Raw genomic sequence first — 24,740 nt, 5'->3', positions numbered from 1 at the left:
TCTTGATACCCATGAAAAAAAAGTTACTCCTACTGCTCTTATTGACGACCACCCTCACCTTTGCCCAGACCGCAGAGGAGTATTTCAAACCCCTAAAATTCAGGAATATCGGACCGTTTCGTGGAGGCCGCTCCGTCTGTGCCACAGGGGTAATTGGCGATCCCTTGACCTACTACATGGGAACCACCGGGGGCGGACTCTGGAAAACGACCGATGCGGGACAGCATTGGAACAATATTTCGGATGGCTTTTTTGAAATGGGTTCCGTCGGCGCGGTAGCCGTATCGGCTTCCGACCCGAACGTAGTCTACTGTGGGATGGGGGAACATGCACCACGAGGTGTGATGGCTTCCTATGGCGACGGCGTCTACAAATCGACCAACGCAGGAAAGACCTGGACAAGAATCGGTTTGGAGAAGACCCAGCATATCTCACGTATCGTCATCCATCCAAAAAATCCGGACATCGTGTACGTTGCCGCCCAAGGGGCTTTATACGGTCCGACACCCGATCGGGGCATCTACAAATCCGAGGATGGGGGAGCGACTTGGAAAAAGGTGCTCTACAAAAATGAACTGAGCGGTGGTGTGGAACTTTCCATGGATGCCACCGACCCGAATATACTCTATGCGGCATTATGGCACCATGAACGCGACCCCAATGTAATGATCAGCGGCGGTGAAGGCAGTGGTCTCTACAAATCGACGGATGCGGGGGAAACTTGGACCGAGTTAACCCAAGGGCTACCCGAAGAAAAAGGGAAAATGGCTATTGCGGTGAGTCCGGCCAACTCCGACAAGGTATTCGCCCTAATCGAGAGCGATAGTAACGCCGATAAAGGCGGACTCTTCGTTTCCAACGATGCCGGAAAAAGTTGGAGTATGGTCAGCGGTGACAATCGATTAGTGCAACGGGCTTGGTACTATATTGAAGTATTTCCGGACCCCAATAACGAAAACGTGGTCTATGTAATGAGCGCACCCTTTTTGCGTTCCATCGATGGCGGCAAGACTTGGGAAGACCTCAATGTAGCCCATGGCGATTACCACGACCTTTGGATCAATCCCGATAATTCGGATAATATGGTACTAGCCGATGATGGGGGTGCTTCCATCAGTTTTAATTTTGGAAAACATTGGTCGACCCAGGATATTATGCCTACGGCCCAATTTTATAGAATTAGTGTTGATAATCTATTTCCCTACAATATTTATGGCGGTCAACAGGACAACTCCTCCGTAAAAATTGCAAGTCTATCTGTGGGAAGTAGCGGCATTAGCGAACGGGATTGGAGCGACTCTGCAGGAGGTGAAAGTGCCTTTTTGGCCTTCGACCCCGACAATCCGAGGTACGTCATGGGCGGCAGTTATCTGGGCACCATTGAACTTTTGGATTCCGAATCCAAAGTCGGGACCCAAGTCATGGCAGCGCCAATACAATATCTGGGAAGGGAAGCCCGGGACATGAAATATCTATATAATTGGAACGCCCCCATCATCAAATCACAGCACGAACCCAATACCTTTTACCACTGCGCCCAACTAGTGATGCGCACAAGGGACATGGGTATTACCTGGGAGGAAATCTCACCCGACCTTACAAGGAACATCGACGAAAAACAAGGGAAGGGCGGCGGCCCGTATACCAATGAAGCCGTCGGAGCGGAGAATTATGGCACTATTGCCTATATGATCGAATCGACCCATGAAGCTGGGGTATTCTATACCGGTAGTGACGACGGGCTAGTGCATATCAGTAAAGACAACGGGGAAACCTGGCAGAATATCACACCCAAGAATTTGGGTGAGACCTTGGTGAATGCCATCGAGATATCGCCCCATGATCCGGCCACGGTTTACATAGCCACCACCAAATACAAGTTTAACGATTATACGCCGGCCCTATACAAATCGACCGACTACGGGAAAACATGGACGAATATCACTACGGGCATTCCATACGGCTCCTACACGCGAGTAGTACGGGAAGACCAAGACCGCAGGGATTTGTTGTACGCCGGGACGGAAAAAGGCCTTTACCTTTCTTGGAACGGCGGGAAATCGTGGACCTCCTTTCAACTAAATCTTCCTACCGCCCCCATTACCGATTTAAAGGTGCATCGCGGCAATTTGATCGTGGCCACTTCGGGCCGCTCATTCTGGATTTTGGATGATCTATCCGTGTTGACACAATACGACCCTGAGAAACAGGGAGCCAAACTTTACGCGCCCGCCGAAGCCTTGAATGGTTCCTGGCGAAGCCCTTTAAACGGGGATTCGTCAAAATTTGATGGGTCGATGGACTTTCATGGGGTGAACCCTGCCAACGGCATGGTGCTCTATTACGAATTACCCAAATTACAAGATTCCGTAATCATTACCATGGAAATAAAGGATGCTCAGGGAGGTCTTGTTCGAAGCTTTTCCTCAGAAAAAGACAAGCACTACCGACCCCATAACGGTGGCGGTCCACCGCCTGCTCCGGTGCTCCCTACAAATCCCGGACTTAACCGATTTGTTTGGGACATGCGCACTCCCTTGTTACCTGGGATTCCAGGAGTGTACATTGAATCAGGGTTTCGAGGCCATGTGGTTCCCCCGGGGGACTACACCATTGATCTAAAGGTTGATGGGAAAACCATCAGCGCAGTCGGCGCTATTGCCCCAATGCCCACCTATCAAACCAGCGAGGGGCAGTACGAGGCGTACCACGAATTTATGACGGGGTTGGAACAAACGCTCACCGCAATGCACCACAAGGTGAATTCGTTGTACGAAGCCCAACAACAATTGAATACCATCTTGGAAGACCTCGTGGATGTCTCACTAAAGGCCGAAGGCCAAAAACTGCTTGCACAGTTGGATGCTTGGGATCAAGAGATGGTACAACGAAAATCGCAGGCCTATGACGATGTAGAGAACTTCCCCAACAAATTCACCGCGGAATACCTGTTCTTGATAGATGCCACAAACAGTGCCATTCCACGAGTCAACCAACCTTCACGTGACCGAAAAGCCGAATTGGACGCCCAATGGAAAACGTTGGAAAGCCAGGCGAATACTTTTATGAAAACCGCCATTCCCGATTTCAATAAAAAACTTTGGGAGGCGGGAATCGGAGCGATTCGTTTATAAGGACAAAGGATTAAATTGAAGGGTCCTTTTTCCGTAACTTTGAACTTTCAACCGAAACCTGGAAAGTACGTGTATAATTACGTCAAAGCCTTTCATCTGATTTTCGTCGTAACCTGGTTCGCAGGGCTCTTTTATATTCCTCGACTGTTTATTTATCATATTGAAGCATCTCAAAAGGCATCTCCTGAAAAGGAAATTTTGACCAAACAGTTGCGACTGATGACCAAACGCCTGTGGTACATCATAACCTGGCCCTCTGCCATATTATGCACCCTTACGGCGATATGGTTGCTTTTACTGATACCGGCTTGGTTGCAGCAACCCTGGATGCATGTGAAACTGGCTTTCGTGGCCTTGTTGTTCGCATACCATATCAAAAACCACCTTATCTTCAAACAACTACAGCGCAATGAAGTCAACTATACCAGCAACTACATGCGTATCTGGAACGAAGGGGCCACCATCATCCTCTTCGCCGTGGTTTTTCTGGTAGTTCTTAAAAGCGCTATCAATTGGGTTTTCGGACTGGTCGGGATCATAGGCTTGGGGGTATTGCTGATGTTGGGAATAAAACTTTATAAGAAAGTGCGGGAGAAGAATCCCGAAGCCTAAAAAACTGGTTCAAATAGCAAGTTCAAACAGAAGTCCAGTATTGTCTTTAACAAAAGGCTATCTGCAAAAAGGGCTTTTAGAATTTAAGAACATAGCTTTGAGCCCTTAGGATTGTACCTTGAACAGTGCACTTAGGATCGCTTGGGAAAGCTACTTTTTCCTTGTGCTGGAATCTATCTAGGCTATTTTCGAATTGATACTCTAGCTTGCGTTTGAGCTTTTATAGTCCCCGCTCCGATTGAATGGTCTCGTACGCCTTTTGGACTTCCTTGAATTTTTCCTCGGCTCCTTTTTTGATGGCCTCGTCTTGGGTATTTACTCGATCTGGATGGTATTTTTTTACCATGGTCCGGTACGCTTTTTTGACTTCATTGTCGGTGGCCGTCTTATCGATTTCAAGGATTTTATAGGCAGTATCGGCCTCTTTGACAAACATCGCCTTAATGCTCTCGAAGTCCCGTAAAGACACCTTCAAGTAACCTGCGATTTCTTGGATTTTCGAGATTTCCGCCTTGCTTACGGTGCCATCGGCCTGAGCGATTCCAAACAAAAAGTGTAATAGTTGTAGTCGTACTGCGTAGCGGGTACGTTGGTTGAGGTAGTTACAGATCCGTGATGCCGAAATCTCCCGCTTTTTGTTGATATCGTTAAAAGTCCGGAAGATGGCATTCGCCTTATCCTTCCCATAGGTGCTAATGAAGTATTGGCGCACATAGTCCATCTCGGTCTTACTTACATTCCCATCGGCTTTGATGACCAAGGAGCAGAGCGATAACAGATTCAACTCAAAATCGGCCGGAGAAACACTTTGACGAGTGATATCACGCAACACGCTTCGAGGTTGACCACCACTATCCTTCATGTTGTCTATAAAGCTTCCCAAAAAGAAACCTACGATAGCTCCAGGAAAACGAAAAAGGTAGTAGCCCAGCAGGGCTGCGATCCATTTAATCATAAAACGTCCGGTTTTTGCCAAAGATAGGATTTTAGGTAGAATAAAATTCAAGGGCTATTTACCGCCTTAACGATTCACATGAACCTGGGTCCACAAATTATTCCAGTTTTATCTTCCTATCTTTTATTTCAGAATGAAACGTTAACTGGCATCGAAAAAACATCATAAAATTGGTATATTTGAACCCTAACAAAAAAATAGACTATGTATCCCGCAGAATTAGTAAAACCTATGAGAGACGACTTGGCGATGGCCGGGTTCGAAGAATTATATACGGCCGAAGCAGTTGAAAAAGCGATCAATCAGGACGGTACTACCCTTGTCGTAGTCAATTCTGTTTGTGGTTGTGCTGCCGCCAATGCCCGACCCGCAGCTAAAATAAGTCTACAGCATGCCAAAAAACCGGATCATCTTGTGACAGTTTTTGCCGGTGTGGACACGGAGGCAGTGGATGCCGCCCGAAATCTGATGGTGCCTTTTCCACCTTCATCACCCAGCATGGCCCTGTTCAAAAACGGGGAATTGGTGCATATGATCGAGCGTCACCACATCGAAGGAAGACCTGCAGAAATGATTGCCGACAATCTTAAGGGCGCCTACGACGAGTATTGTTAATGGGAAACCATCTTGCATAGGCTTGTCGCTATGCGAAATAGCAGGTTGGATCAATCCCGACCACAAGGTCAAGTTTTAAGGGATTTGACGATATGTCTGGAAAAAAAATGTAAAACTGTGAGACCGTTTCTTTATTGAAACGGTCTTTATTTTTATTCCAAAAAATCAGACAGAATCTTACTTTTGTCCCATGCGAAAGTTACTGGCCTATCCACTGAGTATCCTGTACCTGATTTTCTTTGGGCTGTGCCTATTGGTCTTTCATCCGGTACAATGGATCTGCTTCAATCTATTTGGATACGAGGCGCATAAAAGAAGTGTGTCGATTTTGAACCTCTGTCTTCTGCGTTGCACCCATATTCTCGGTACTACCTATTCCTTTAACAATCCGCATGACATTCCAGCCGATCGGCCGAGCATCATGGTACTCAATCACCAGAGTATGCATGACATACCCCCCGTGATCTGGCACATGCGCAAGCACCACCCAAAGTTTGTTAGCAAAAAAGAATTGGGTAAGGGCATTCCCAGTGTTTCGTACAACCTTCGGCATGGCGGTTCGGTACTTATCGACCGAAAGGATAGTAAACAGGCCCTTGGCGAGATTTCGAAATTGGGAAAGTATATCGAAAAACATCGACGGGGCGCAGTGATTTTTCCAGAGGGGACCCGAAGCCGCGATGGGCATCCGAAACCATTCAAAACGACCGGGCTCAAACTCTTGATGAAAAATGCTCCTTCGGCCTTGGTCATCCCGATCAGCATCAATAATTCCTGGAAAATGCTTCGTTATGGTAAATTCCCTAACGGTATTGGCAACCACATTACATTCGATGTACATCCTCCGTTGGAAATCAAGGGAAATCTGGATGAGCTTTTGGTCGAAGTTGAAAAGGTAGTAGTTTCGGGTATAAACTCATTCAAATGAACAATCAACTGCTCATTGATAAAACCATCGCCTTCGTAAAGAAAGAACTGGAAGGAGCCGAAGGAGGCCACGACTGGTTTCATATTCAAAGGGTATATACAAATGCCCGTACAATTGCAAAGGGAGAAAAAGTAGATAGCCTAACCGTGGCCTTGGGCGCGCTGTTACACGACATCGCGGATGCCAAATTCCATGATGGCGATGAAACGGTCGGACCAAGGATTGCGAGGGATTTTATGAAATCAATAGATGTCGACAAGGCTGTCATTTCACATGTCATCCGGATTATGGAAAATAGCTCCTTCAAAAATAGTTTAGAAAAAAAGGGGGATACAACGTTCACATCTCCCGAACTTCAAGTTGTGCAAGATGCGGACCGTTTGGATGCCATTGGCGCCATCGGAATTGCCCGGGCGTTCAACTACGGCGGATTCAAGAATCGGGAACTTTATAATCCAGCGATTGTACCAAACCTCAATATGACCAAGGAGGAGTACAAAAAAACGACGGCCCCTACCATTAACCATTTTTACGAAAAACTTTTGTTGCTCAAAGACAGGATGAATACCGAAACAGGTAAAGAGATGGCCGAAAAACGACATCGGTTTATGCTAGACTTCCTCGAACAATTTTATAAAGAATGGGAGGGTCGCTAGTGGGTAATCCTTGCTTTCCCAGACCAATGTAGGCGCCCTTCAATCAAAGCCCTTGCCCATGATCGCCCCCTTGTCTCACGGTTTCCTTCCTTATAACGGGAGTACTTTTTTTTGTATCTTCCAAATTCAAATAGAGAATCTCCTTAACAATGCAAAGAAGAAAATTTATCAAAAAAACGGCGGCAGCTTCAACCGTTTTTTCAATAGTTCCCAGTTTCGTCATGGGAAAGACCCATGTAGCACCCAGTGACACGCTTTATATAGGGGCGTTCGGTGTTGGTGGACGGGGCGCCGGAGTGATGCGCGGCTTGGCCGAAACCAATAAAGTCAAATTTGTGACCCTATGCGATGTCGATGACCGACGGGCTGCGGAGACTTACAAAAACTATCCCAAAGCCTCTCGTTATAAGGATTTTAGAAAAGTCTATGATAAACATCTGAACGACATCGACGCCATAATGGTGGCGACCCCCGATCATACACATGCCCCTATCGCATTACCGTTCATGAAGGCCAAAAAGCACGCCTACGTCGAGAAGCCCTTGACCCATAACATCAATGAGGCTCGAATGATGACCCAGGTAGCGAAAGAAAATAACATCGTGACACAAATGGGGAACCAAGGCGCCTCGAGCGATGGTAGTCGAGAGGCCAAGGAATGGATTCAATCGGGTGTTATCGGAAAAGTGTATAAGGTAGACTGTTGGACTAACCGACCCGTTTGGCCTCAAGGAGTACCGGTTCCCAAAGGAAAAGACCCTGTCCCAAAAGAACTGGATTGGGATCTTTGGTTGGGTCCTGCCGAAATGCGCGATTATAACGACGCCTACCTCCCATTTAAATGGAGAGGCTTTTGGGATTTTGGTACCGGTGCGCTCGGTGATATGGGATGTCACATTATGGAAACTCCCTTTGGGGTGCTCGATCTGGGCTATCCTTCCGAGGCGGAAGCCAGTTGCACGACCAATTGGGTCGGGGATTTCGTCGAGGCCAATTATAGCGCGTCCTGTCCGGCCTCCTCTATTGTACGTTTAAAATTCAATACCGAAGAACACGGCGCTATCGCCTTGAATTGGTATGATGGCGGACTACTTCCCGATCTTCCTGACGAACTGAAGGATGGGGAGACCATCGGTGACGGAGGTGGTGGATCGATTTTTTACGGATCCCGGGGCATTTTGGTATGCGACACTTATTCCCGTAACGCGCGATTGCTACCCTCTGAAACCATGAAACTGTTGAATCCTCCAACTCCGTATCTCACGCGAATCGAAGGCGATACCGGCGGTCACCAACGAAACTTTGTCGAAGGCTGTTTGAATGGTACCGAAACCTCATCGGACTTTAGACGTTCCGGACCCCTGACCGAAGCGGTGCTTATGGGTAACCTCGCGATTAAGGCATTTCAGTTCAAGAAATTGAAAAATGGGAAGAAATTGGGTGATTGGGATCCGTTCGAGTATCCAGGAAGACGTAAAATTCTATGGGACGGCGACGGAATGAAAGTCACCAACTGGGACCTGGCCAATGAGTGGGTCAAAGGAAGTTATCGTAAAGGTTGGGAAATCTCATAAAACCATGGTGCTTTCAGTTAATCGTAACTCATCCCTATTTCATAGCTTGGTGTCGCTGTGCTTTCTCGTACTAACGACGGTGTCTGCCATAGGCCAGTCTAGTGAGGAAAGACCACCCAATTTTATCATCATTTTCGCAGATGACCTAGGATATGGGGATTTAGGCGTTTTTGGGCATCCCACGATTCGAACGCCACACCTGGATAGAATGGCGCAAGAAGGACAGAAATGGACGAACTTTTACGTAGCTGCCAGTGTTTGCACTCCCAGTAGGGCCGCTTTGTTGACAGGTCGATTACCGGTTCGAAGCGGAATGGCCAGCGACGTGCACCGGGTACTTTTTCCCAACTCGGTCAACGGTCTTCCTTCCGGGGAAATCACCCTGGCGGAGCAGCTGAAGCAAGCAGGCTATACTACCGCCTGTATCGGGAAGTGGCACTTGGGCCATAAGTCCGAATACTTGCCTACCCAAAACGGATTCGACTATTATTTTGGGATTCCGTATTCCAACGACATGGATTTTAAGGGCACCAAACGTTATCGCGACCTAATAGCAGACAATGAAGAGGTACCTACCGGGCTATTTGACGTTCCCTTGATGCGAAATACGGAAATTATCGAGCGGCCCGCTAATCAGAACACCATCACCAAACGCTACGGGGAAGAGGCCCTGGCCTTTCTAGAAGCTCATAAAACAAAACCTTTTTTTCTTTATTTGGCGCATAATCTGCCGCACATTCCCCTGTACGCCTCGAAAGAGTACGTAGGAAAGAGCGCGCGAGGACTCTACGGGGACGTCGTTTCCGAAATCGATGCCGGGGTCGGTAAAATACTGTCGTTTTTAGAGGAGCAGGATCTGGCCGAAAACACCATCGTCGTCTTCACCTCGGACAACGGTCCGTGGCTATCCTTTGGCACCCATGGCGGAAGTGCAGGACTCCTAAGAGCGGGAAAAGGAAGTACTTGGGAAGGGGGTATGCGGGTACCGACTATTTTTTGGAATCCGGGACGCATACAAGGCGGAGTCACCATTGGTTTGGGCAGTACCCTAGATCTTTTTACCACCTTCAGCAACTTGGCGGGAGTTCCACTTCCCAAAGACCGCGTGTTAGACGGATTCGACCTGAGTCCGGCCCTTTTCAAGAATGCCACTAGTCCTAGGAAACAAATATTTTACTATCGGGGTACCGAATTGTACGCCGTGCGTCACGAAGCATACAAACTTCATTACATCACGGAAGGCGCCTATGGCATGTTCGGAAAAAAGCAACGGCACGACCCGCCCTTGTTGTACCACCTTGGGGAGGATCCTTCCGAACAGTTCGACATTGCCGGACAGCATCCCGAGTTCATTGATAGTATAAGAACCTTGGTTCAAGCGCACCAGGCAACTATGGTATTGGGAAAGGATCAGCTGGCCGAAAGGGAATGACTCTGGAACTATTGATCAATTCAAAATTAAAAAAGTCGAAATTGCCCGTCTTTATACTGCCCATACAAATCCTTGTTGAGAGTTGGAAATTTACGGTTGGCAAAGTAACGCCGTTGTGCCAACCTCATTAAGTCGTGTATTTGTTTGGCAATTTTTCCCTCGCCCCTGCTTCGAATACCAAACCGACTGTCATTGAGGGTGCCACCATGGCACTCCTTGATTTGGTTTAGTACCTTTTCGGCTTTGCCGGGCAAGGTTTTCTTGATCCAGTCGGTGAAAATCTGCCCAATGGCTCCATTGAGGCGTACCACGGTAAAGGCAAAAGAACGCGCCCCATGATCGGCTACGGCCTCGGCAAGACCCATGATTTCATGGCTATTGATACCCGGAATAATAGGGGCCAACATCGCATTGACGGGAATATTGTTTTCCGAAAGGATTTTTATCGTTTCAAGGCGCTTTTTTATGGAAGCTGTTCGCGGTTCAAGAATGCGTCTGGTTTCCTCCGACAACGAGGTCACCGATACATTGACCCCAATCAGATTGTCTTTGGCCAGTTCCTTCAAAATATCCAAATCGCGACGTATTAGGGCATTTTTAGTGATGATGCCTACCGGATGTTTGTATTTTGCAAACACTTCCAAACAGGCCCTGGTAATCCCGAACTGCTGCTCCGCTGGTTGGTAGCAATCGGTATTGCCGGATAGTACAATCGTTTCGGCCTTCCAACTTTTGCTTTTTAGTTTGGCTTCAAGGAGTTTGGCCGCATCTTTCTTAATCAATATCCGTCGTTCAAAATCGAGGCCGGCACCATAGCCCCAAAATTCATGCGTGTTCCGTGCGTAGCAATACACACAACCATGTTCACAACCTTGATAGGGGTTCATGGAATATTGCATCCCTACATCGGGACTCGTAACCTTGTTAATGATTGTCTTGGGAAAAATGGGAAGGTACTGGGTCTTGTTAGAATCGAATTCCTCCCCTTCTATGTGACAGAATTCCAGGAAGTCATCCCTGGTTTCGTAGATATGCCGCAAAAACCTGTTGGGTACCTTTTTCTGTGCCCCACGACCTTTGATGTAGTCCTCCGATTTCAAATAATTGGATTTATTCCAAATTTATGGAATAAATCCAATTACTAATACTACATTTATGTTAATTATGACCAGGAATATGTGATGTAGAGCATCCAATTCGGATTTTGTCAATCGCATACAACCTGCAGTCATCAAATGCGCTATTTACCTTCAGAAATCTTGGTAGCGCCACCAAACCGAACCTTGATGAGTTGCTTTTTGCTTCCCCTTTTTGCATAGAACAACAATTGATTGGCTGTTTTATCGATCAAAGGACGGGACACCATAATGGGAAGGCGAACCTCCTTATCATCGATCAGTTTCCGATAGTCCATTTCACCTTGGCCGTTCAAACGAATTACGAACATGTTCGGATTTTTGCTGTAGCCTTGTTTAAAAACTATTCGGTTCTTGCCCAAGGTTTGAGGGTGCTCCCCGGAATTGATAAAGAAGTACATCTCGCCATCTTTCCCAAAAGCCGAATAGGACGCGTAGGACTCATCGCCCCTGGTCACTTCATTTTTATTGATGTTCCGTGCCCAGACCATGTTTCCGTTAGCGTCCAGTTTGGCACAAACGATATCATTGTAGTGATAGTTTTGCACCTTTCTGGTGTGCCCTTCACTGATATCGGTTCCGGTGGTCACGAAATACTCCTCCGCGCTGAAAAGAATATCCTTATTCGGGGTGATGTGCACATCCTTAAAAATGAGGTTTTTTATTTCCGCATCTACCTCGCGACCGAATTTATCCAGCATGAACTGATTTGAAAAGAGATTGTACTTTTTTGATTGGATGTCGAGATTTTGCGCATCGAGTTTGTAGTACACCAAGCCGTTGTAGCGCCGATCCTTCCGATCTGCATAAAAACCTACCGCGGTCAATTGCCCATCAACCAAAAGGGGTTTCAAGGCTTCGGGAAAACGTCCTGTATCGGCGAACTCCTGTATCCGATGTCCGTTGTTGTCCAAACGAACCAACTCGTACTGAAAACGGCGCTCCTTGGCATCGAACCTTCTTTTCTTGAAGTAAGCCTTCCCCATGAGGTAAATGGTTTTCAAATCTTTGCTGATTTCAATATTCTCAAAGGCATAGTTCTTTTCAGCGATTTGCCCGGAGAAATCGTAGCTGAGGTGTTTTTTCAAATCGGTTCCGAACAAATAGATCGTATATTTCTCTTCCTTTCCTTGCCTGTGGTGTACCGTGATCGCAAATGCGGTACGCTCATCATTAAAAAAAGTAGATGTGGAAAAACCATTCTTGAAATTCCTATGGTATTTGTTCGCCGCCAAAGGATTTAAGACTTCCTTGGAAGGAACGGATAGCAAGGTTCTTTCGGTAAAGTTGAACTCGTGCAACGGACTTTGATGCACGATATAATCGTAGGCCTCTTTATTCCAATCATATTTTAATTCTAAGAGGTACAGTTGTCCGTTTCGTACGAAGCCATCGACCATGTGCTCCCCGGCGTATTTATAGTTATAGTCGCGCTCAAGATTCATGTCCGCATCGTACAACTCGATAAAATGACCTTTGGGTCGCAATGGCATGCCGCCGTAGTAGGTGCGAATCAATACCGTTTTTTCTGCGGAACCCGCACTGATGGAAAGTACCGTAGAGAACTTATACCTATCGGAATAATTCTCTCCCAAAGTATATTGAATAGGCATTTCCTGCGCCTCACAGATGGCAAAGGCCGCAAGAAAAAGCATTAGGGACAAGCCTTTTCTAAGATTCATAAGTAGGTTATTTGGGATACGCTACATACCGGGAAAATCAGCTTTTCGCTTTTCTAAAAAGGCGGTAGTGCCTTCCTTGAAATCGGCGGTTCCAAAACAGGCCCCAAAGGATTCAATCTCGGAAGCATATCCGTTACTAGTATTCTTAAAACCTGCATTTACGGCTTTTATTGCATGTGAAATGGCTACGGATGAATTATTCGCTATTTTACCCGCTAATTTTTTGCAGAAATCCATTAATTCCTCCTGCGAGACCACATGGTTCACCAGCCCGTAATTTAAGGCCCGATCTACATCGATCATCCCAGCAGTCATGATGAGTTCCATAGCCCGTCCTTTCCCGATTAGCTGCGGTAATCGCTGGGTACCCCCATAACCGGGAATCACACCCAAGGAAACTTCGGGAAGCCCCATCCTCGCGTTGTGGCTGGCCACCCTAAAATGGCAGGCCATGGCCAATTCAAGCCCTCCCCCGAGCGCAAAACCATTGACAGCGGCAATGACCGGGGTAGACAGGTTTTCGACGAAGTCGAACAACAGCTCCTGGCCCTTGGCGGCCAATTGACCCCCTTCTTCCACTGAAAAATGGGCAAATTCAGAAATATCGGCACCGGCAACAAACGCTTTTTCACCACTACCGATTAGTATAATTACTTTAACCTGCCTATCCGAATCCAACATCTTGAACGCTTCGTGCAGCTCTTGAATGGTCTCCCTGTTCAATGCATTTAGTTTGTTGGGACGATTAATGGTAAGGACTGCGATATTTCCATGGGTATCGACTAAAATGTTGTTGAATTGCATGTGCGGAATTTTGCCGGACCGCTTACTTTTTTAAATAATCACCTAAACGCTCCGAATTATCGTTCCAAAAATACTCATACTTTTTCAACCAGAATTGTACTTTCTGGAATGCTTTTAATTACAAATACAGATAACGGTCGCGACCCTGTTTCCCAATGCCTACCAAACCGGCTTCGAGCAATACCTTGATATGCTTGGATACAGCGGGCCTGCTCATCCCGAAATTTTCAGCGATGGCATGGATATGTATCGATTCCTTGGCAACCAAATCAGTAATTCCACAACGTGTGGAGTCCGCTATTGCTATAAAGGCATACAGGTATTGGTCACGAAAACACATTTAAAAACCTTCGTGACCCCAGGAGCCACTGCTGATGGGAGCTACCTGGCCACCTACTCTTAAGCTATAGGTCTTATGTTTCAGTTCCCCATCCAAATAGATAATTGATCTCCGCCCCATTTCAATACCCTGTTCCACTACCACTGATTGCGATTTTTTGGAATGCTTGAGGAGATACGCCAATAGACAACCATTGGCACTACCGGTTGCGGCATCTTCCCACAGCTTTTCATTTTCAACCGCGAACATACGAACGCGATAGTCGATATGGGTCGCCGAGGTTTCGGTACTCACGAAAAAAAATGAAGTGGTCAAGCCGGAAAAGCTGTTGCTCTTGTGCAGACCGTTCGCCTTCAGAAATTCAATCACCCGTTCGTCGTTTAGGTGCAGTTCCTTCATGGCCTTTATTCCGCTGAGAAAAACGATCAGGTAGGGCAGACCGGTGCTGATCACTTCAAAAGGCATTGTATCATCCAAGGCCGACAATGGCAAGTTGATGACCTCGCCAATTGTTTCGGCAGAAAATACGGGACCAAACTTAGGGGATGCCTGGTGCATCGTAAAACGACTTTCATCCAAACGCTCCGGATTTTGGATATCGATCGGGATATCGCCTTTCTTCAATCGCAGTATCAACCGATTCCGAGGATATGTTTCCAAATGTTTTGCAATGACATAGGCACTTCCCAGGGAAGGGTGCCCTGCAAAGGGAACTTCGTACTCTGGAGTAAAAATCCGAACCCCGAAAGTCCCATCAGCTTCCCTGCTGCGTATAAATGCGCTTTCGGCAAAATTGATTTCCCTGGTTATCGTTAGCATCCCGGCATCTGAAAGCCGTTGTTCAAGGTCCAAGAAAACGGCCAATTGATTTCCGGTATACTTTTCCTCGGCAAAGACGTCCAAAATGAAGTATTGGATATTTCTTTGCATGTTAGACGGCCTTCATCATGTTTTCCTTTGGAAACCTTACCGTAAACACAGTTCCCTTTCCCTCTTGTGAGGTGAAATCAATCGTGCCGTGATAGGTCTCCACGATATTTTTCACCATTCCCAGCCCAAGGCCCATTCCGCTTGATTTGGTCGTGAACTTGGGTTCAAAAATCTTTTCGGTGTAGTCATCGGCGATACCGACGCCGTTATCGGCGACTGCTATTTTCACGTAATTGCCCTCAGAGGCCACCGATACCAAAATTCGCGGTGACGCAACCTCGGGTACCGCCTGAATGGCATTCTTGACCAGATTGGTCACCACACGGATTAGCTGGGTGCGGTCTAGTTTGGCGATTATCTCTTCCTCATCGGAGATAAAGTGAATGTAATCTTCGTTAAAAATGTCCAATGCCAAACGTACAATCTTCACCACATTCAAGGTTTCGTTCTGCTGGGCAGGCATTTTGGCAAAATTGGAAAAGGCCGATGCAATGCTGCTCATGGTATCGATCTGCTGGATCAGTGTATCCGAGTATTCCGCAACTTTCTTCTCGATATCCGGATCATTGGGATCGAACTTACGCACGAAGCTCTGCACGCTCAGACGCATCGGTGTCAAGGGATTCTTAATTTCGTGGGCGACCTGCTTTGCCATTTCACGCCAAGCCTGCTCACGTTCACTTCGGGCCAACTTTACGGCGCTTTGCTGTAATTCATCGATCATACTGTTATACGAAGCAACCAATTTTTCTATCTCCTCGACCGGTTCGGAAATAAAAATTTTCTCGTTACGCCCTGTAAGGTCAGTTTTACTTAGCATATCCGAAATAGTCTGTAGGGATCGCGTAATATATTTTGATATGACATACGCCAAGCCAATGGCAAGCAATAACATAACAAAATAGACCCCACCGAGACGCATAAGGAACTCCCTTAATTCCATATCGTTAAAGGTGTTGTCCTCAAAATAAGGAAGATTAAGGATGCCTATGGGTTTGAACTTGCTATCGGTGATATAAGTATACGAAGCCTGGTAACGGTCCCCCGCGGCAGAATTCTCCTCAACATATCTGTTCTTAGGACTTTCCGCCAGATTGTTGAGCACTTCGGCGTCCAAACAATTAGAGATGGAATCGCTCTCGAACTTGGGCCTGGAACTTTTAATAAGTTCCCCCTCTAAGTCATAGATATTGAAATTTACGTTCTGCACATCCGCTATCTCATAGATTTCATCTTTAAATATCAATCCCAAGTTCTCGGTGGTAGGCGGATAGGTCGTCTTCTTTAAAGTGTAGTTGATACTTTGTTTTATCTGATCTTCCTTTCGTTCCAGACGTTCATCATGGTAATCCCGATTCTGTTCGTGATATTGATATACGGTGATACCCGCGATCAAAACAGATGCGATAAGCACCAGAAGGATCATCGAAATAAATATCCTGGATCGTAAGGATAATTTTCTAAACAAACGAGTCTCGATTTAAAGGTTAAAGATAGTAATAATGGGGTACGATGTACATTCGAATCAACAGTTTTGGCTACGCTATCAGCACATAAACGGTGTCCCAGGCCACTATATTCTTCAGACTATCCAGCAAATACCACGCCACTTTAAGGCCTTCTCGACGGTCGATATTCAGGGTACGGTACCGCTATCGTGTATGAAAATACAATTTCGACGTATCTTTGGTATCGAATTGGAACCAATATAAACTATGCCGGATTTCTTGTTCTATGTAAAACTCGGGCTTGACCACGTGCTCGATTTCAATGCGTACGATCACATACTTTTCCTTACCGCCCTCGCGCTGCCTTTCACATTCGAGCAATGGAAACCTGTTGTAGTGCTTGCCACCGTATTTACGGTTGCGCATTGTTTGTCGTTGGCCTTATCGGTCTATAACGTAGTCGTAATGGATGTCGGCTGGATCGAGTTTTTGATTCCGGTTACCATTTTGTTAACCGCGGTTTTTAACCTATTCTATTTGAAAGCCAAAAAAGAACACAAAAGCTTGCTTTTACACGGTATCGCGACCGCCTTTTTCGGCTTGATCCACGGTTTTGGATTTAGCAATTACTTTAAGATGCTCATGGCCGAGGAAACCGACAAGCTTACGCCACTGATCGGCTTTGCCACGGGCATCGAGGTTTCCCAAGTGTTGATTGTATTAACAGTATTGGTACTCGCCTACGTAATCCAATCGATTATTAAGGTAAAACAACCCGTTTTTGTGGTGGCGGCATCAATTTTCATTATTTTTCTCACGATACCGATGTTGATAGAAACCTATCCGTTGTAGAATTTCACGTAATATTAACCTATTTCGGTTGTAGGACAATCGCAAAGCAGGTATCTTAGTGGTTGGTCATGTTTTATATATACTTGAAGCCACTCTAAAATGAAGGAAAGCAAACAGGAAAAATACGATAAGGCATATTTGAGAATGGCCCAAGAGTGGGGCAAGCTTTCTTACTGCGAACGGAAGCAGGTAGGTGCCATCATCGTGAAGGATAGAATGATTATTTCCGATGGGTACAACGGCACTCCGACCGGTTTTGAGAATTTTTGCGAAGATGAGGAAGGGTATACCAAATGGTACGTGCTACATGCCGAGGCGAATGCCATCAGCAAGGTCGCGGCTTCAACCCAGTCCTGTGAGGGTGCCACTCTGTACATTACCTTATCACCCTGTAGGGAGTGCAGCAAACTCATTCACCAGTGTGGCATAAAACGTGTGGTATACCAAACCGCATATAAAGATGACTCCGGATTAAAATTTTTGAGCAAGGCGGGCGTTGAATTGGTACATTTACCCATCATCGAAAGCTTGGTATCTTAGCTTCTAGGTATGAAAAGAACATTTCACTACATATGGCCCACCGTTATCGCGTCCGCTTTGGGCATCGGTATTTTTTTAGGTGGAAAGCTGAATTTTAATGACTCTCCCGAGAAACTATTTACCACGAATTCCAAAAAGGACAAGTTGAACCGGTTGATCGATTATATCGATTACGAGTACGTTGATGAAATCGATACCGATAGCATCGTCGACGTTACGGTAAACAACATATTGGAGAAATTGGATCCCCATTCGGTCTACATCCCCGAAAGGGAAATGGATAGGGTAGCGGAAAACATGAAGGGTGATTTTGTAGGTATCGGAATTAACTTTTACCCGTATCGAGACACGATTTCGGTCATACGAACTATAGAAAAAGGCCCCAGTTTTCTCAAGGGTATCTTACCGGGAGATCGCATATTGATGGCCGATAACGACACCCTATACGGTAAAAGACTGGGTAGCGAATCGATTGTCAACAAACTAAAGGGCAAAAAAGGAAGCTCTGTAAAATTACAGGTGTACCGAAAAGAGGAGGACAAGCTTTTTACCGTAAATGTAAAGAGAGACGTGGTCCCGATCAAAAGCGTATCGGCCTATTACATGCTCACCGATGACATGGGCTATATTCAAGTGAACCGCTTTGCGGAATCGACGTTCCGGGAATTCAAGACCGCGCTTCGGGAACTGGAAAAAAGAGGGGCCAGAAAGCTGACCTTGGACCTTAGGGACAATCCGGGAGGTTATCTGGGAATTGCGGAGCAAATGGCCGATGAGTTTCTTAAAGACGGGAAAATGATTCTTTTCACCAAGAACAAAAAGGGGAAGATTGACAGGGTGTACGCCACTAAAAAAGGCAGTTTCGAAGATAAACCTGTATATGTTCTTATCAACGAGCGATCCGCTTCAGCCAGTGAAATCATCGCCGGTGCCTTACAAGACAATGATATTGGAACCATCGTGGGCCGCCGATCTTTTGGTAAGGGCCTCGTTCAACGGGAAATGGAACTTGGCGACGGTTCGGCAGTTCGGTTGACGGTTTCGAGGTATTATACCCCCACAGGACGGTCGATTCAACGATCGTATCGAAAAGGTAGCAAGGATTACTACAAGAAATTCACCGACCGGTATCACAGCGGCGAATTAATTTCCGTCGACAGCATCAAGGTGGCCGATTCACTAAAGTTCACCACCCCAAAAGGAAAAGTGGTTTATGGTGGGGGTGGAATCATTCCAGATGCTTTCGTGCCCATTGGCAACAATGAGGTGGAAACGATTGAGGTGATGGATAGCTCGGGCATCTTTTCCTATTTTATTTTTGGCCATCTTGATTCCGATCGTACAAGATACAACACCTACACTCGTGAAACATTCATGGGCGAATTTATCACCGATGATATTCTTTTCGAACAGTTTATCGATTTCTGTTTAAGAAATAGTTATAAATTGGATTATTACGCTCACGAGGAAAAAATAAAAACATACTTGAAAGCGGCTTTGGCAGAACAGCTCTTCGATTCAAATTTATATGCCAAAATAAAAAGTGAGGAGGACGCCATGCTTCAGAAAGTGTTGGATTTGGACAATCCACTCGTCTCGCAGGAAGAAGTTGATGCTATTGAGGGTAAGAATTAGTCCTCATCCAGTTTCTTCTGGATTTTCTTCGAAGTCATAAAAATCAATAACAGTACGATAGCGCATAGCGACGCCGCGATTCCTATCAAGGCAATGGTGCTATTGCCCTGGAACGGATTCTCAAAATCCAACAAGGTTACATTATAGGCAATCAACGCGATAGCCACTAGGATGAGTATGATGGTGAGGGTCTTATTCATTTGCCTTAAACCTTAAAATTGAAGTCTATAACTGTTAAGTTGCCAACAGCCCGTGAATATTCGTTGTGAAAAGCTTAACGGCTATGGCCATAAGTATTACCCCGAAAACCTTCCGAATAACGCTTACCCCATTTTTGCCTAAAACCCGCTCGATCTTGGCAGAGGATTTCAATACAAGATACACAAAAATTATGTTCAGGATGATGGCGATGATGATATTCTCTACATAGTATTCGGCCCTTAGCGACAATAAGGAGGTCAGGGTGCCCGCTCCGGCAATCAAGGGAAACGCGATAGGAACAATAGAAGCACTTTCGGGCTCATCGTCTTTGTAGAGGGTTATCCCTAAAATCATTTCAATGGCCAAAAAGAAGATAATCAAGGCCCCGGCAACGGCGAAAGAGTTTACATCGATGCCTATCAGCTTTAGAATCTCCTCTCCAACGAATAAGAAAGCCACCATTAAAAAAGCCGCTACGATCGATGCTTTCTCCGATTGAATATGCCCCACCTTTTTCCGCAATCCTATGATGATGGGAATGCTTCCCAAAATATCGATCACCGCAAAAAGGACCATGGTCGCCGTAACAATTTCCCGAAGATTGAAATGAAATGTCATTCCTATAATTTTTTTGCAAAGCTACACTTTCAAAAAGGGTTTTCATTTCATTTCAAAAAATAATTTGGTCGGCAAAAGCATCAAAAAAGTATCTTTGTCCCTTAGAAATAGAAGCGATGTTCCAACTGGGGAAAACCATTATATCGGAAGAAATCATTGAGAACGATTTTGTTTGCAATCTTACCGCTTGCAAAGGGGCATGTTGCGTAGACGGAAACGCGGGCGCTCCCCTCGAAGATGGGGAGACCGAACTTTTGGTAGACCTCTATCCAAAGGTAAAGCCATTCCTTCGGGCCGAGGGTATCACCGCCATCGAAACACAGGGAGCTTTCATTAAAGGGGAAGATGGTGAATGGGAAACTCCGTTAGTAAACGATAGCGAATGCGCTTACGTTATATTTTCCGAAAACGGTACGGCCAAATGTGGCCTGGAAGAGGCTTACGACCAAGGAGCTACCAAGTGGAAAAAACCGGTCTCCTGCCACTTGTATCCGGTCCGGGTACGTGAGTATACCGAATTGACCGCTGTAAATTACCACAAGTGGGAGATATGCGACCCGGCTTGCAGCTTGGGAGCCGAATTGAAGGTGCCCGTTTATAAATTTGTGAGGGAAGCGCTTGTTCGAAAATTTGGGCAAGCTTGGTACGAAGATCTGGAACAAGTGGCCAAAGAACACCTTAAATTGTAGGGATACGCAATATTACCTTGGTCCCGGAGGGCTTTCCCCCATCATCATAAAGGTCAACAATATCGACTTCGAAAGAGTTCTGGAAGTCTTTCGAGAAATTGGCCAAGCGTTCTTTGGTGATATCGATGCCAACAGATTTTCTTTTGAGTACCCGACCTTCCTTTATTTTTTCCGCAGCCTCTCGCCCTACCCCATTATCGGTGATTTCAATAGCAATAAACCCGTCCCCATCCCGACGCACCCTTAAATCGATTTTTTTAGGACCCTCTTTTGAGGACAAGCCGTGCCAAAGGGCGTTTTCTAGAAAAGGCTGCAAAATAAGCGAAGGTATTTTAACCTGCTGTGGATCGATGCCATCCTCAACGGCGATGCTAAAATCAATTTCGTTCGAAAAGCGAATGTCCTCGATATTCATATAAAGCTCTACGGTCTCCAACTCCTCTTCCAATGGGATTTCCTTTAAAGAGGAGGCTTCCAAAATCTTTCGTACAAGTTTGGAGAATTTATTAAGATAATGCACCGCATTCTTCTGTTCGTTGTTGATAATGTATAGCTTGATGGAGTTAAGGGAGTTGAACAGAAAATGAGGATTCATCTGGCTTCGGAGCATGCTCTGCTCCAAGGTCAATACTTTTTTCTCGTTCTTGAGCTGATATTGGCGGTACAGAATATAGAAAATACCCGCCAGCAATGCCAAGGCAATGCCACTGATAAGAATCAGGGTCTCGTTCTTGCGCAACTTTAGCTTCACGTTTTCGTTTTCCATGGCCAACAACTCCAATCGATTGGTATTCTTTTCGGCCTCGTACCGCACGATCATATCGTTGACGTAGCGAAGGTTGCGATCATTTGAAATCTCATTTTGGTAATGCTTCCATAATCTGTAATACTCGAAGGCCTTTTTAAAGTCGCCCCGTTCTTCCCAGAGGTCGGAAAGAAATTTATAGGCCTCCGATATGCCACTGGGAAGGTTGAATTTTTTCGCGACTTCCAATCCTTTTTGCAGGTAGAAGTCCGAATCATCGTACCGGTCAACGTGCATGAGTGTCCATCCCAGGTTGGTATAGACCGAGGAGATGATCGACTGATCTCCCAAACGCTCTGCCATCGGCAAAATCGTTTCCAGCAAATTGAGAGCTTTGGGAGCCTTTCCCTGATGTACATATACATGTGCAATACTGTACTTACAGATGACCCTGCCACGATCCGAATCGATTTCATCATTATACCGCAACGACCGGTCAAAACTTTTCAATGCCTCTTCTAGCTTTCCTTGGGCTTCATAGCATTCTCCGATATTTTGATAATTGATTGCCAGGCCTAGCCTGTTCTCGAGCCCAAGGTCGATTACGACCGACTTTTTAAACTGATCAATAGCTAAATCGTACTGCCCCAATATCTGATAAATGTTCCCAATACTGTTCGAAGATACGTTCATACTCCGCTTAAGGCCGACCGAAGGGTTCTCTACCGACTCGGCAAGTACCAAGGCTTTTTGACTATAGTCCAAGGCAGATTTTATGGCATCGGTTTTACGGAATATCACGCTGATCATGTTAAGACTGTAGACCTCGAACTCCAGGTTCTTAGCCTCTTGGGCAACCTCTAAGGCCCTTTGGTGCAGTGCCAGGCTTCTTGAAAATTCCGAGATGTCACGGTAACTTCTACCAAGTTGGTTCAAGGCATAGGCTTGGCCGTCCAAATACTTTTTTCCACGCGACCTTTTGGCGAAATAATCCATCAACACAGTATCTTTTCTCGCTGGCCTCAGTACCGCATCAATTTCTTGGTAGGTCCTCGGTGCCGCCGTAATGAGACTGTCGATAGTTTTCTTAAAAGCAGTATTGAACTCTTGGGAAAAGGATTGATGAATGGTCCAAGGCGATAGATATAACAGAAAAAACGGTATGAAAACCCTTGGGGGAACTAGGCATATGTATTGTATGAACCACTGCATAGAAGTGTCTAGAGCAAGTCTAGAAAATCGGATTTTTTCTGTCTCGATACCGGTATTTTATGGTTAGATTTTAAAATAACATACCCGTCGGTTTTTAAAAACTCCTTGATTTTATGAAGATTGATAATATACGAATTGTGGATTCTAAAGAACGAATCCGCAGGAAGTAATTCATTGACCTCTTTTAGCTTTTTGGTCAATACTATTTTTTGGCCGTCCGAAAGATAAAGCGTACTATAGTTGCCGTCCGATTCGGCATAAAGGATTTCGTCAGCTTCCAAAAAAAGTAATTTACCATCGGTATTGATGGTGATTTTCTTGTGGATAGCATTTGCATTAAAATTGAGCAATATCTTCTCAAGCCTTTCCGCAGAAAAATTCTTGGCGTTGTATTTCTTAATTTTAACGATGGTATCCTTTAAATCATCGGTATCTATGGGCTTTAATAAATAATCGATCGCTTCATTTTTCAAAGCCTTTATCGCATATTGATTGTAGGCCGTAGTTATAACTACCGGGAAGTTCTTATTTGTGAGCTTTTGAATGAATTGAAAACCGTCCATTTTTGGCATTTCGATGTCCAGGAAAAGACAGTCCGGAGTGTTGTTCTCCAAATAACCCAAGGCTTCCATAGGGTCGGTAAAAGATGCTCCTATATTAATCTCATCGCTGAAATTGGTCAACTCCCATGATAGGCTCTGAAGTGCCTTTATCTCATCATCTACTAAAACCGCTTCTATCATTTCCTTTTGAATCTACCTTCTTAAATTAATCAAAAATAGTACTAAGTGTGCTTTTTTTTAAAAAAGATGTATCAATGGAAGTATTTGCAGTATGATCGGTAAAAAATCGGTTAGCGATCGATTTTCGGCATCCAGACATGATGTTCTCCTCTACTAAATGTATGTTGTTGCACCGGAATGCCCCTAAATCATAGACTTACCATTCATACATAAAACCGTACCATTTATACATAACTCAATTTGATCGCAATTATGTTAAACTACTTTAGGGGTCTGTTAACCGAAACATCGTGAGTTCCCCCCTCTTAATAATGAACTCTAAATGGGAACCTAAAATGAAGAAATGTGTGATAATGTTCGTTGTCTTTATAATCACCCTCTTGGTTGCGGTATTGGTGGAAAAATATCAAGGCAATTTGGCTGTTGACAATTTGGCTACCAATGAAAACGGGCATTCGATGAATGCGGGCATGGTGTTGGAATAATTAAAAAGTGAAAAAAATAAGGGCTTTGCAGAAAGATTAATGAAATTTTCAAAACCTTTTGACAAATTTTAAAAATTAACGTTGACTTAACATAAAGTTTTGATTTATAGGGGGTTTTGATGTTAAAATGTTTATTTTTACTGATACATTCCCCCAACAGTGCCGACACATATCGCGATTACTATTACTGCTTGATGTTAGTCAGGCGGAATACTGTAGTCTTTTAAGGAATTTGGGACTTCAACCAGCCCAAGGCAAATTTATGAAACTGCCAACCACTAGGTACGACTCTACGGTCATGTTTTAAAAAAGAACGTGAAATGTCGCAAGACAACCATCCGATGAGTTTGCCACCACTGGGCACCGGACCAACTTGTTGGTTCTGGTGATTTGCTCGATGATAGGTTTCGGGGGAACTACCTTAATCAGCACCAGTTGAGGTATTATCGATTTAGATACTTCGGGGGGGTCGTACAGGTTTGGCGGTATCATAATAATTATATTTCGCTACAAAGACACCGGAACTATCGTTCTGGTTTTTTATTTCCTTCACTTTTACCATTAATAGTATCATCGAATGAGTGGGCATGTTACGCCTAGCTACAATGTGCGTAAAGAACTCCTCTTCCTAGTTACCTTTCCCTGCCACTTGGACTGTTAGGAGTATAGCCCGCTTGTCTTTTAGAACCACACCATTCCACTCTTGTAGGTTTAAAATAATCTTTCCCTATCCCTTAAAAGGCGGCACTTTAAAAGTTTCGGGGATTTTTGGTT

23 protein-coding genes are annotated in these 24,740 nt (G+C 45.2%); 12 read left to right on the top strand and 11 right to left on the bottom strand.

What is annotated here, in order from left to right:
* The first annotated feature begins 11 nt into the window (after positions 1-11).
* Positions 12-3,134 carry a WD40/YVTN/BNR-like repeat-containing protein gene (locus FK220_RS14020; protein ID WP_152574972.1) on the top strand — a complete coding sequence of 1,041 codons (3,123 nt, stop codon included), beginning with the start codon at positions 12-14 and terminating at the stop codon, positions 3,132-3,134.
* Between the two features lie 69 nt (positions 3,135-3,203).
* The gene (locus FK220_RS14015) at positions 3,204-3,746 is read left to right on the top strand and encodes a CopD family protein (protein ID WP_152574971.1); all 543 of its coding nucleotides are present in this window, start codon (positions 3,204-3,206) and stop codon (positions 3,744-3,746) included.
* A gap of 220 nt (positions 3,747-3,966) precedes the next feature.
* Here FK220_RS14015 and FK220_RS14010 read toward each other — a convergent pair whose 3' ends face one another.
* A complete protein-coding gene (locus FK220_RS14010) occupies positions 3,967-4,701 on the bottom strand; it encodes a tellurite resistance TerB family protein (RefSeq protein WP_152574970.1) in 735 nt (244 codons plus the stop codon).
* Positions 4,702-4,905: 204 nt separating this feature from the next.
* On the opposite strand from FK220_RS14010, the gene FK220_RS14005 reads away from it, so the two are divergent.
* The 5 genes from FK220_RS14005 (at position 4,906) to FK220_RS13985 (ending at position 9,906) form a co-directional block, all read left to right on the top strand.
* Positions 4,906-5,316, top strand: a complete 411-nt coding sequence (locus tag FK220_RS14005; RefSeq protein ID WP_152574969.1) for a BrxA/BrxB family bacilliredoxin — start codon at positions 4,906-4,908, stop codon at positions 5,314-5,316.
* A 190-nt stretch (positions 5,317-5,506) separates the two neighbouring features.
* On the top strand, positions 5,507-6,244 hold the full coding sequence (locus tag FK220_RS14000) for a lysophospholipid acyltransferase family protein (protein ID WP_152574968.1): 738 nt from the start codon (positions 5,507-5,509) through the stop codon (positions 6,242-6,244).
* Positions 6,241-6,900, top strand: a complete 660-nt coding sequence (locus tag FK220_RS13995) for an HD domain-containing protein (RefSeq protein ID WP_152574967.1) — start codon at positions 6,241-6,243, stop codon at positions 6,898-6,900. Before FK220_RS14000 ends, FK220_RS13995 begins: the two co-directional genes overlap by 4 nt.
* A 149-nt stretch (positions 6,901-7,049) precedes the next feature.
* Positions 7,050-8,474 (top strand): Gfo/Idh/MocA family protein, encoded by a 1,425-nt coding sequence (locus FK220_RS13990; RefSeq protein ID WP_152574966.1) that lies wholly within the window; start codon positions 7,050-7,052, stop codon positions 8,472-8,474.
* A 4-nt stretch (positions 8,475-8,478) separates the two neighbouring features.
* On the top strand, positions 8,479-9,906 hold the full coding sequence (locus FK220_RS13985; protein ID WP_152574965.1) for a sulfatase family protein: 1,428 nt from the start codon (positions 8,479-8,481) through the stop codon (positions 9,904-9,906).
* A 26-nt stretch (positions 9,907-9,932) separates the two neighbouring features.
* Here FK220_RS13985 and FK220_RS13980 read toward each other — a convergent pair whose 3' ends face one another.
* The 6 genes from FK220_RS13980 to FK220_RS13955 all read right to left on the bottom strand — a co-directional run bounded on the left by FK220_RS13980 (position 9,933) and on the right by FK220_RS13955 (position 16,224).
* The gene (locus FK220_RS13980) at positions 9,933-11,006 is read right to left on the bottom strand and encodes a PA0069 family radical SAM protein (RefSeq protein ID WP_152574964.1); all 1,074 of its coding nucleotides are present in this window, start codon (positions 11,004-11,006) and stop codon (positions 9,933-9,935) included.
* Positions 11,007-11,146: 140 nt separating this feature from the next.
* The gene (locus tag FK220_RS13975; protein ID WP_238719028.1) at positions 11,147-12,724 is read right to left on the bottom strand and encodes a hypothetical protein; all 1,578 of its coding nucleotides are present in this window, start codon (positions 12,722-12,724) and stop codon (positions 11,147-11,149) included.
* A 21-nt stretch (positions 12,725-12,745) separates the two neighbouring features.
* Positions 12,746-13,528 carry an enoyl-CoA hydratase/isomerase family protein gene (locus FK220_RS13970; RefSeq protein ID WP_152574963.1) on the bottom strand — a complete coding sequence of 261 codons (783 nt, stop codon included), beginning with the start codon at positions 13,526-13,528 and terminating at the stop codon, positions 12,746-12,748.
* Between the two features lie 118 nt (positions 13,529-13,646).
* Positions 13,647-13,868, bottom strand: a complete 222-nt coding sequence (locus tag FK220_RS13965; protein ID WP_152574962.1) for an ArsR/SmtB family transcription factor — start codon at positions 13,866-13,868, stop codon at positions 13,647-13,649.
* Positions 13,869-14,798: a PhzF family phenazine biosynthesis protein gene (locus FK220_RS13960; protein ID WP_152574961.1), complete on the bottom strand. Its 930-nt coding sequence runs from the start codon at positions 14,796-14,798 to the stop codon at positions 13,869-13,871. It abuts the gene before it with no gap.
* A 1-nt stretch (position 14,799) separates the two neighbouring features.
* Positions 14,800-16,224 (bottom strand): sensor histidine kinase, encoded by a 1,425-nt coding sequence (locus FK220_RS13955; RefSeq protein ID WP_152574960.1) that lies wholly within the window; start codon positions 16,222-16,224, stop codon positions 14,800-14,802.
* Positions 16,225-16,513: 289 nt separating this feature from the next.
* Here FK220_RS13955 and FK220_RS13950 point away from each other — a divergent pair, with 289 nt between their 5' ends.
* From FK220_RS13950 to FK220_RS13940, 3 genes are all read left to right on the top strand, one after another.
* The gene (locus FK220_RS13950; RefSeq protein ID WP_152574959.1) at positions 16,514-17,098 is read left to right on the top strand and encodes a HupE/UreJ family protein; all 585 of its coding nucleotides are present in this window, start codon (positions 16,514-16,516) and stop codon (positions 17,096-17,098) included.
* A 99-nt stretch (positions 17,099-17,197) separates the two neighbouring features.
* Positions 17,198-17,638, top strand: coding sequence for a deoxycytidylate deaminase (locus tag FK220_RS13945; RefSeq protein WP_152574958.1), 441 nt, complete (start codon positions 17,198-17,200; stop codon positions 17,636-17,638).
* Between the two features lie 9 nt (positions 17,639-17,647).
* On the top strand, positions 17,648-19,273 hold the full coding sequence (locus tag FK220_RS13940; RefSeq protein ID WP_152574957.1) for a S41 family peptidase: 1,626 nt from the start codon (positions 17,648-17,650) through the stop codon (positions 19,271-19,273).
* Here the strand turns inward: FK220_RS13940 and FK220_RS13935 are convergent.
* Positions 19,270-19,473, bottom strand: a complete 204-nt coding sequence (locus FK220_RS13935; protein ID WP_152574956.1) for a hypothetical protein — start codon at positions 19,471-19,473, stop codon at positions 19,270-19,272. The genes FK220_RS13940 and FK220_RS13935 overlap by 4 nt on opposite strands.
* A gap of 34 nt (positions 19,474-19,507) precedes the next feature.
* On the bottom strand, positions 19,508-20,092 hold the full coding sequence (locus FK220_RS13930) for a MarC family protein (protein ID WP_152574955.1): 585 nt from the start codon (positions 20,090-20,092) through the stop codon (positions 19,508-19,510).
* Positions 20,093-20,208: 116 nt separating this feature from the next.
* On the opposite strand from FK220_RS13930, the gene FK220_RS13925 reads away from it, so the two are divergent.
* Positions 20,209-20,781: a DUF3109 family protein gene (locus tag FK220_RS13925; protein ID WP_152574954.1), complete on the top strand. Its 573-nt coding sequence runs from the start codon at positions 20,209-20,211 to the stop codon at positions 20,779-20,781.
* Here the strand turns inward: FK220_RS13925 and FK220_RS13920 are convergent.
* Both FK220_RS13920 and FK220_RS13915 read right to left on the bottom strand, forming a co-directional pair.
* Complete coding sequence (locus FK220_RS13920) at positions 20,771-22,738, bottom strand: tetratricopeptide repeat-containing sensor histidine kinase (RefSeq protein ID WP_152574953.1); 1,968 nt, start codon at positions 22,736-22,738, stop codon at positions 20,771-20,773. The genes FK220_RS13925 and FK220_RS13920 overlap by 11 nt on opposite strands.
* 8 nt (positions 22,739-22,746) lie before the next feature.
* Complete coding sequence (locus tag FK220_RS13915) at positions 22,747-23,481, bottom strand: LytR/AlgR family response regulator transcription factor (protein ID WP_152574952.1); 735 nt, start codon at positions 23,479-23,481, stop codon at positions 22,747-22,749.
* A 335-nt stretch (positions 23,482-23,816) separates the two neighbouring features.
* Here FK220_RS13915 and FK220_RS13910 point away from each other — a divergent pair, with 335 nt between their 5' ends.
* The gene (locus tag FK220_RS13910) at positions 23,817-23,966 is read left to right on the top strand and encodes a hypothetical protein (RefSeq protein ID WP_166204918.1); all 150 of its coding nucleotides are present in this window, start codon (positions 23,817-23,819) and stop codon (positions 23,964-23,966) included.
* Positions 23,967-24,740 lie beyond the last annotated feature (774 nt).

Origin of the sequence: Pelagihabitans pacificus (assembly GCF_009371985.2) — a bacterium.
GTDB classification, from domain to species: domain Bacteria; phylum Bacteroidota; class Bacteroidia; order Flavobacteriales; family Flavobacteriaceae; genus Pelagihabitans; species Pelagihabitans pacificus.
Note: the sequence above shows the minus strand (reverse complement) of the source record. Positions and strands in the feature narration are given on the sequence as shown.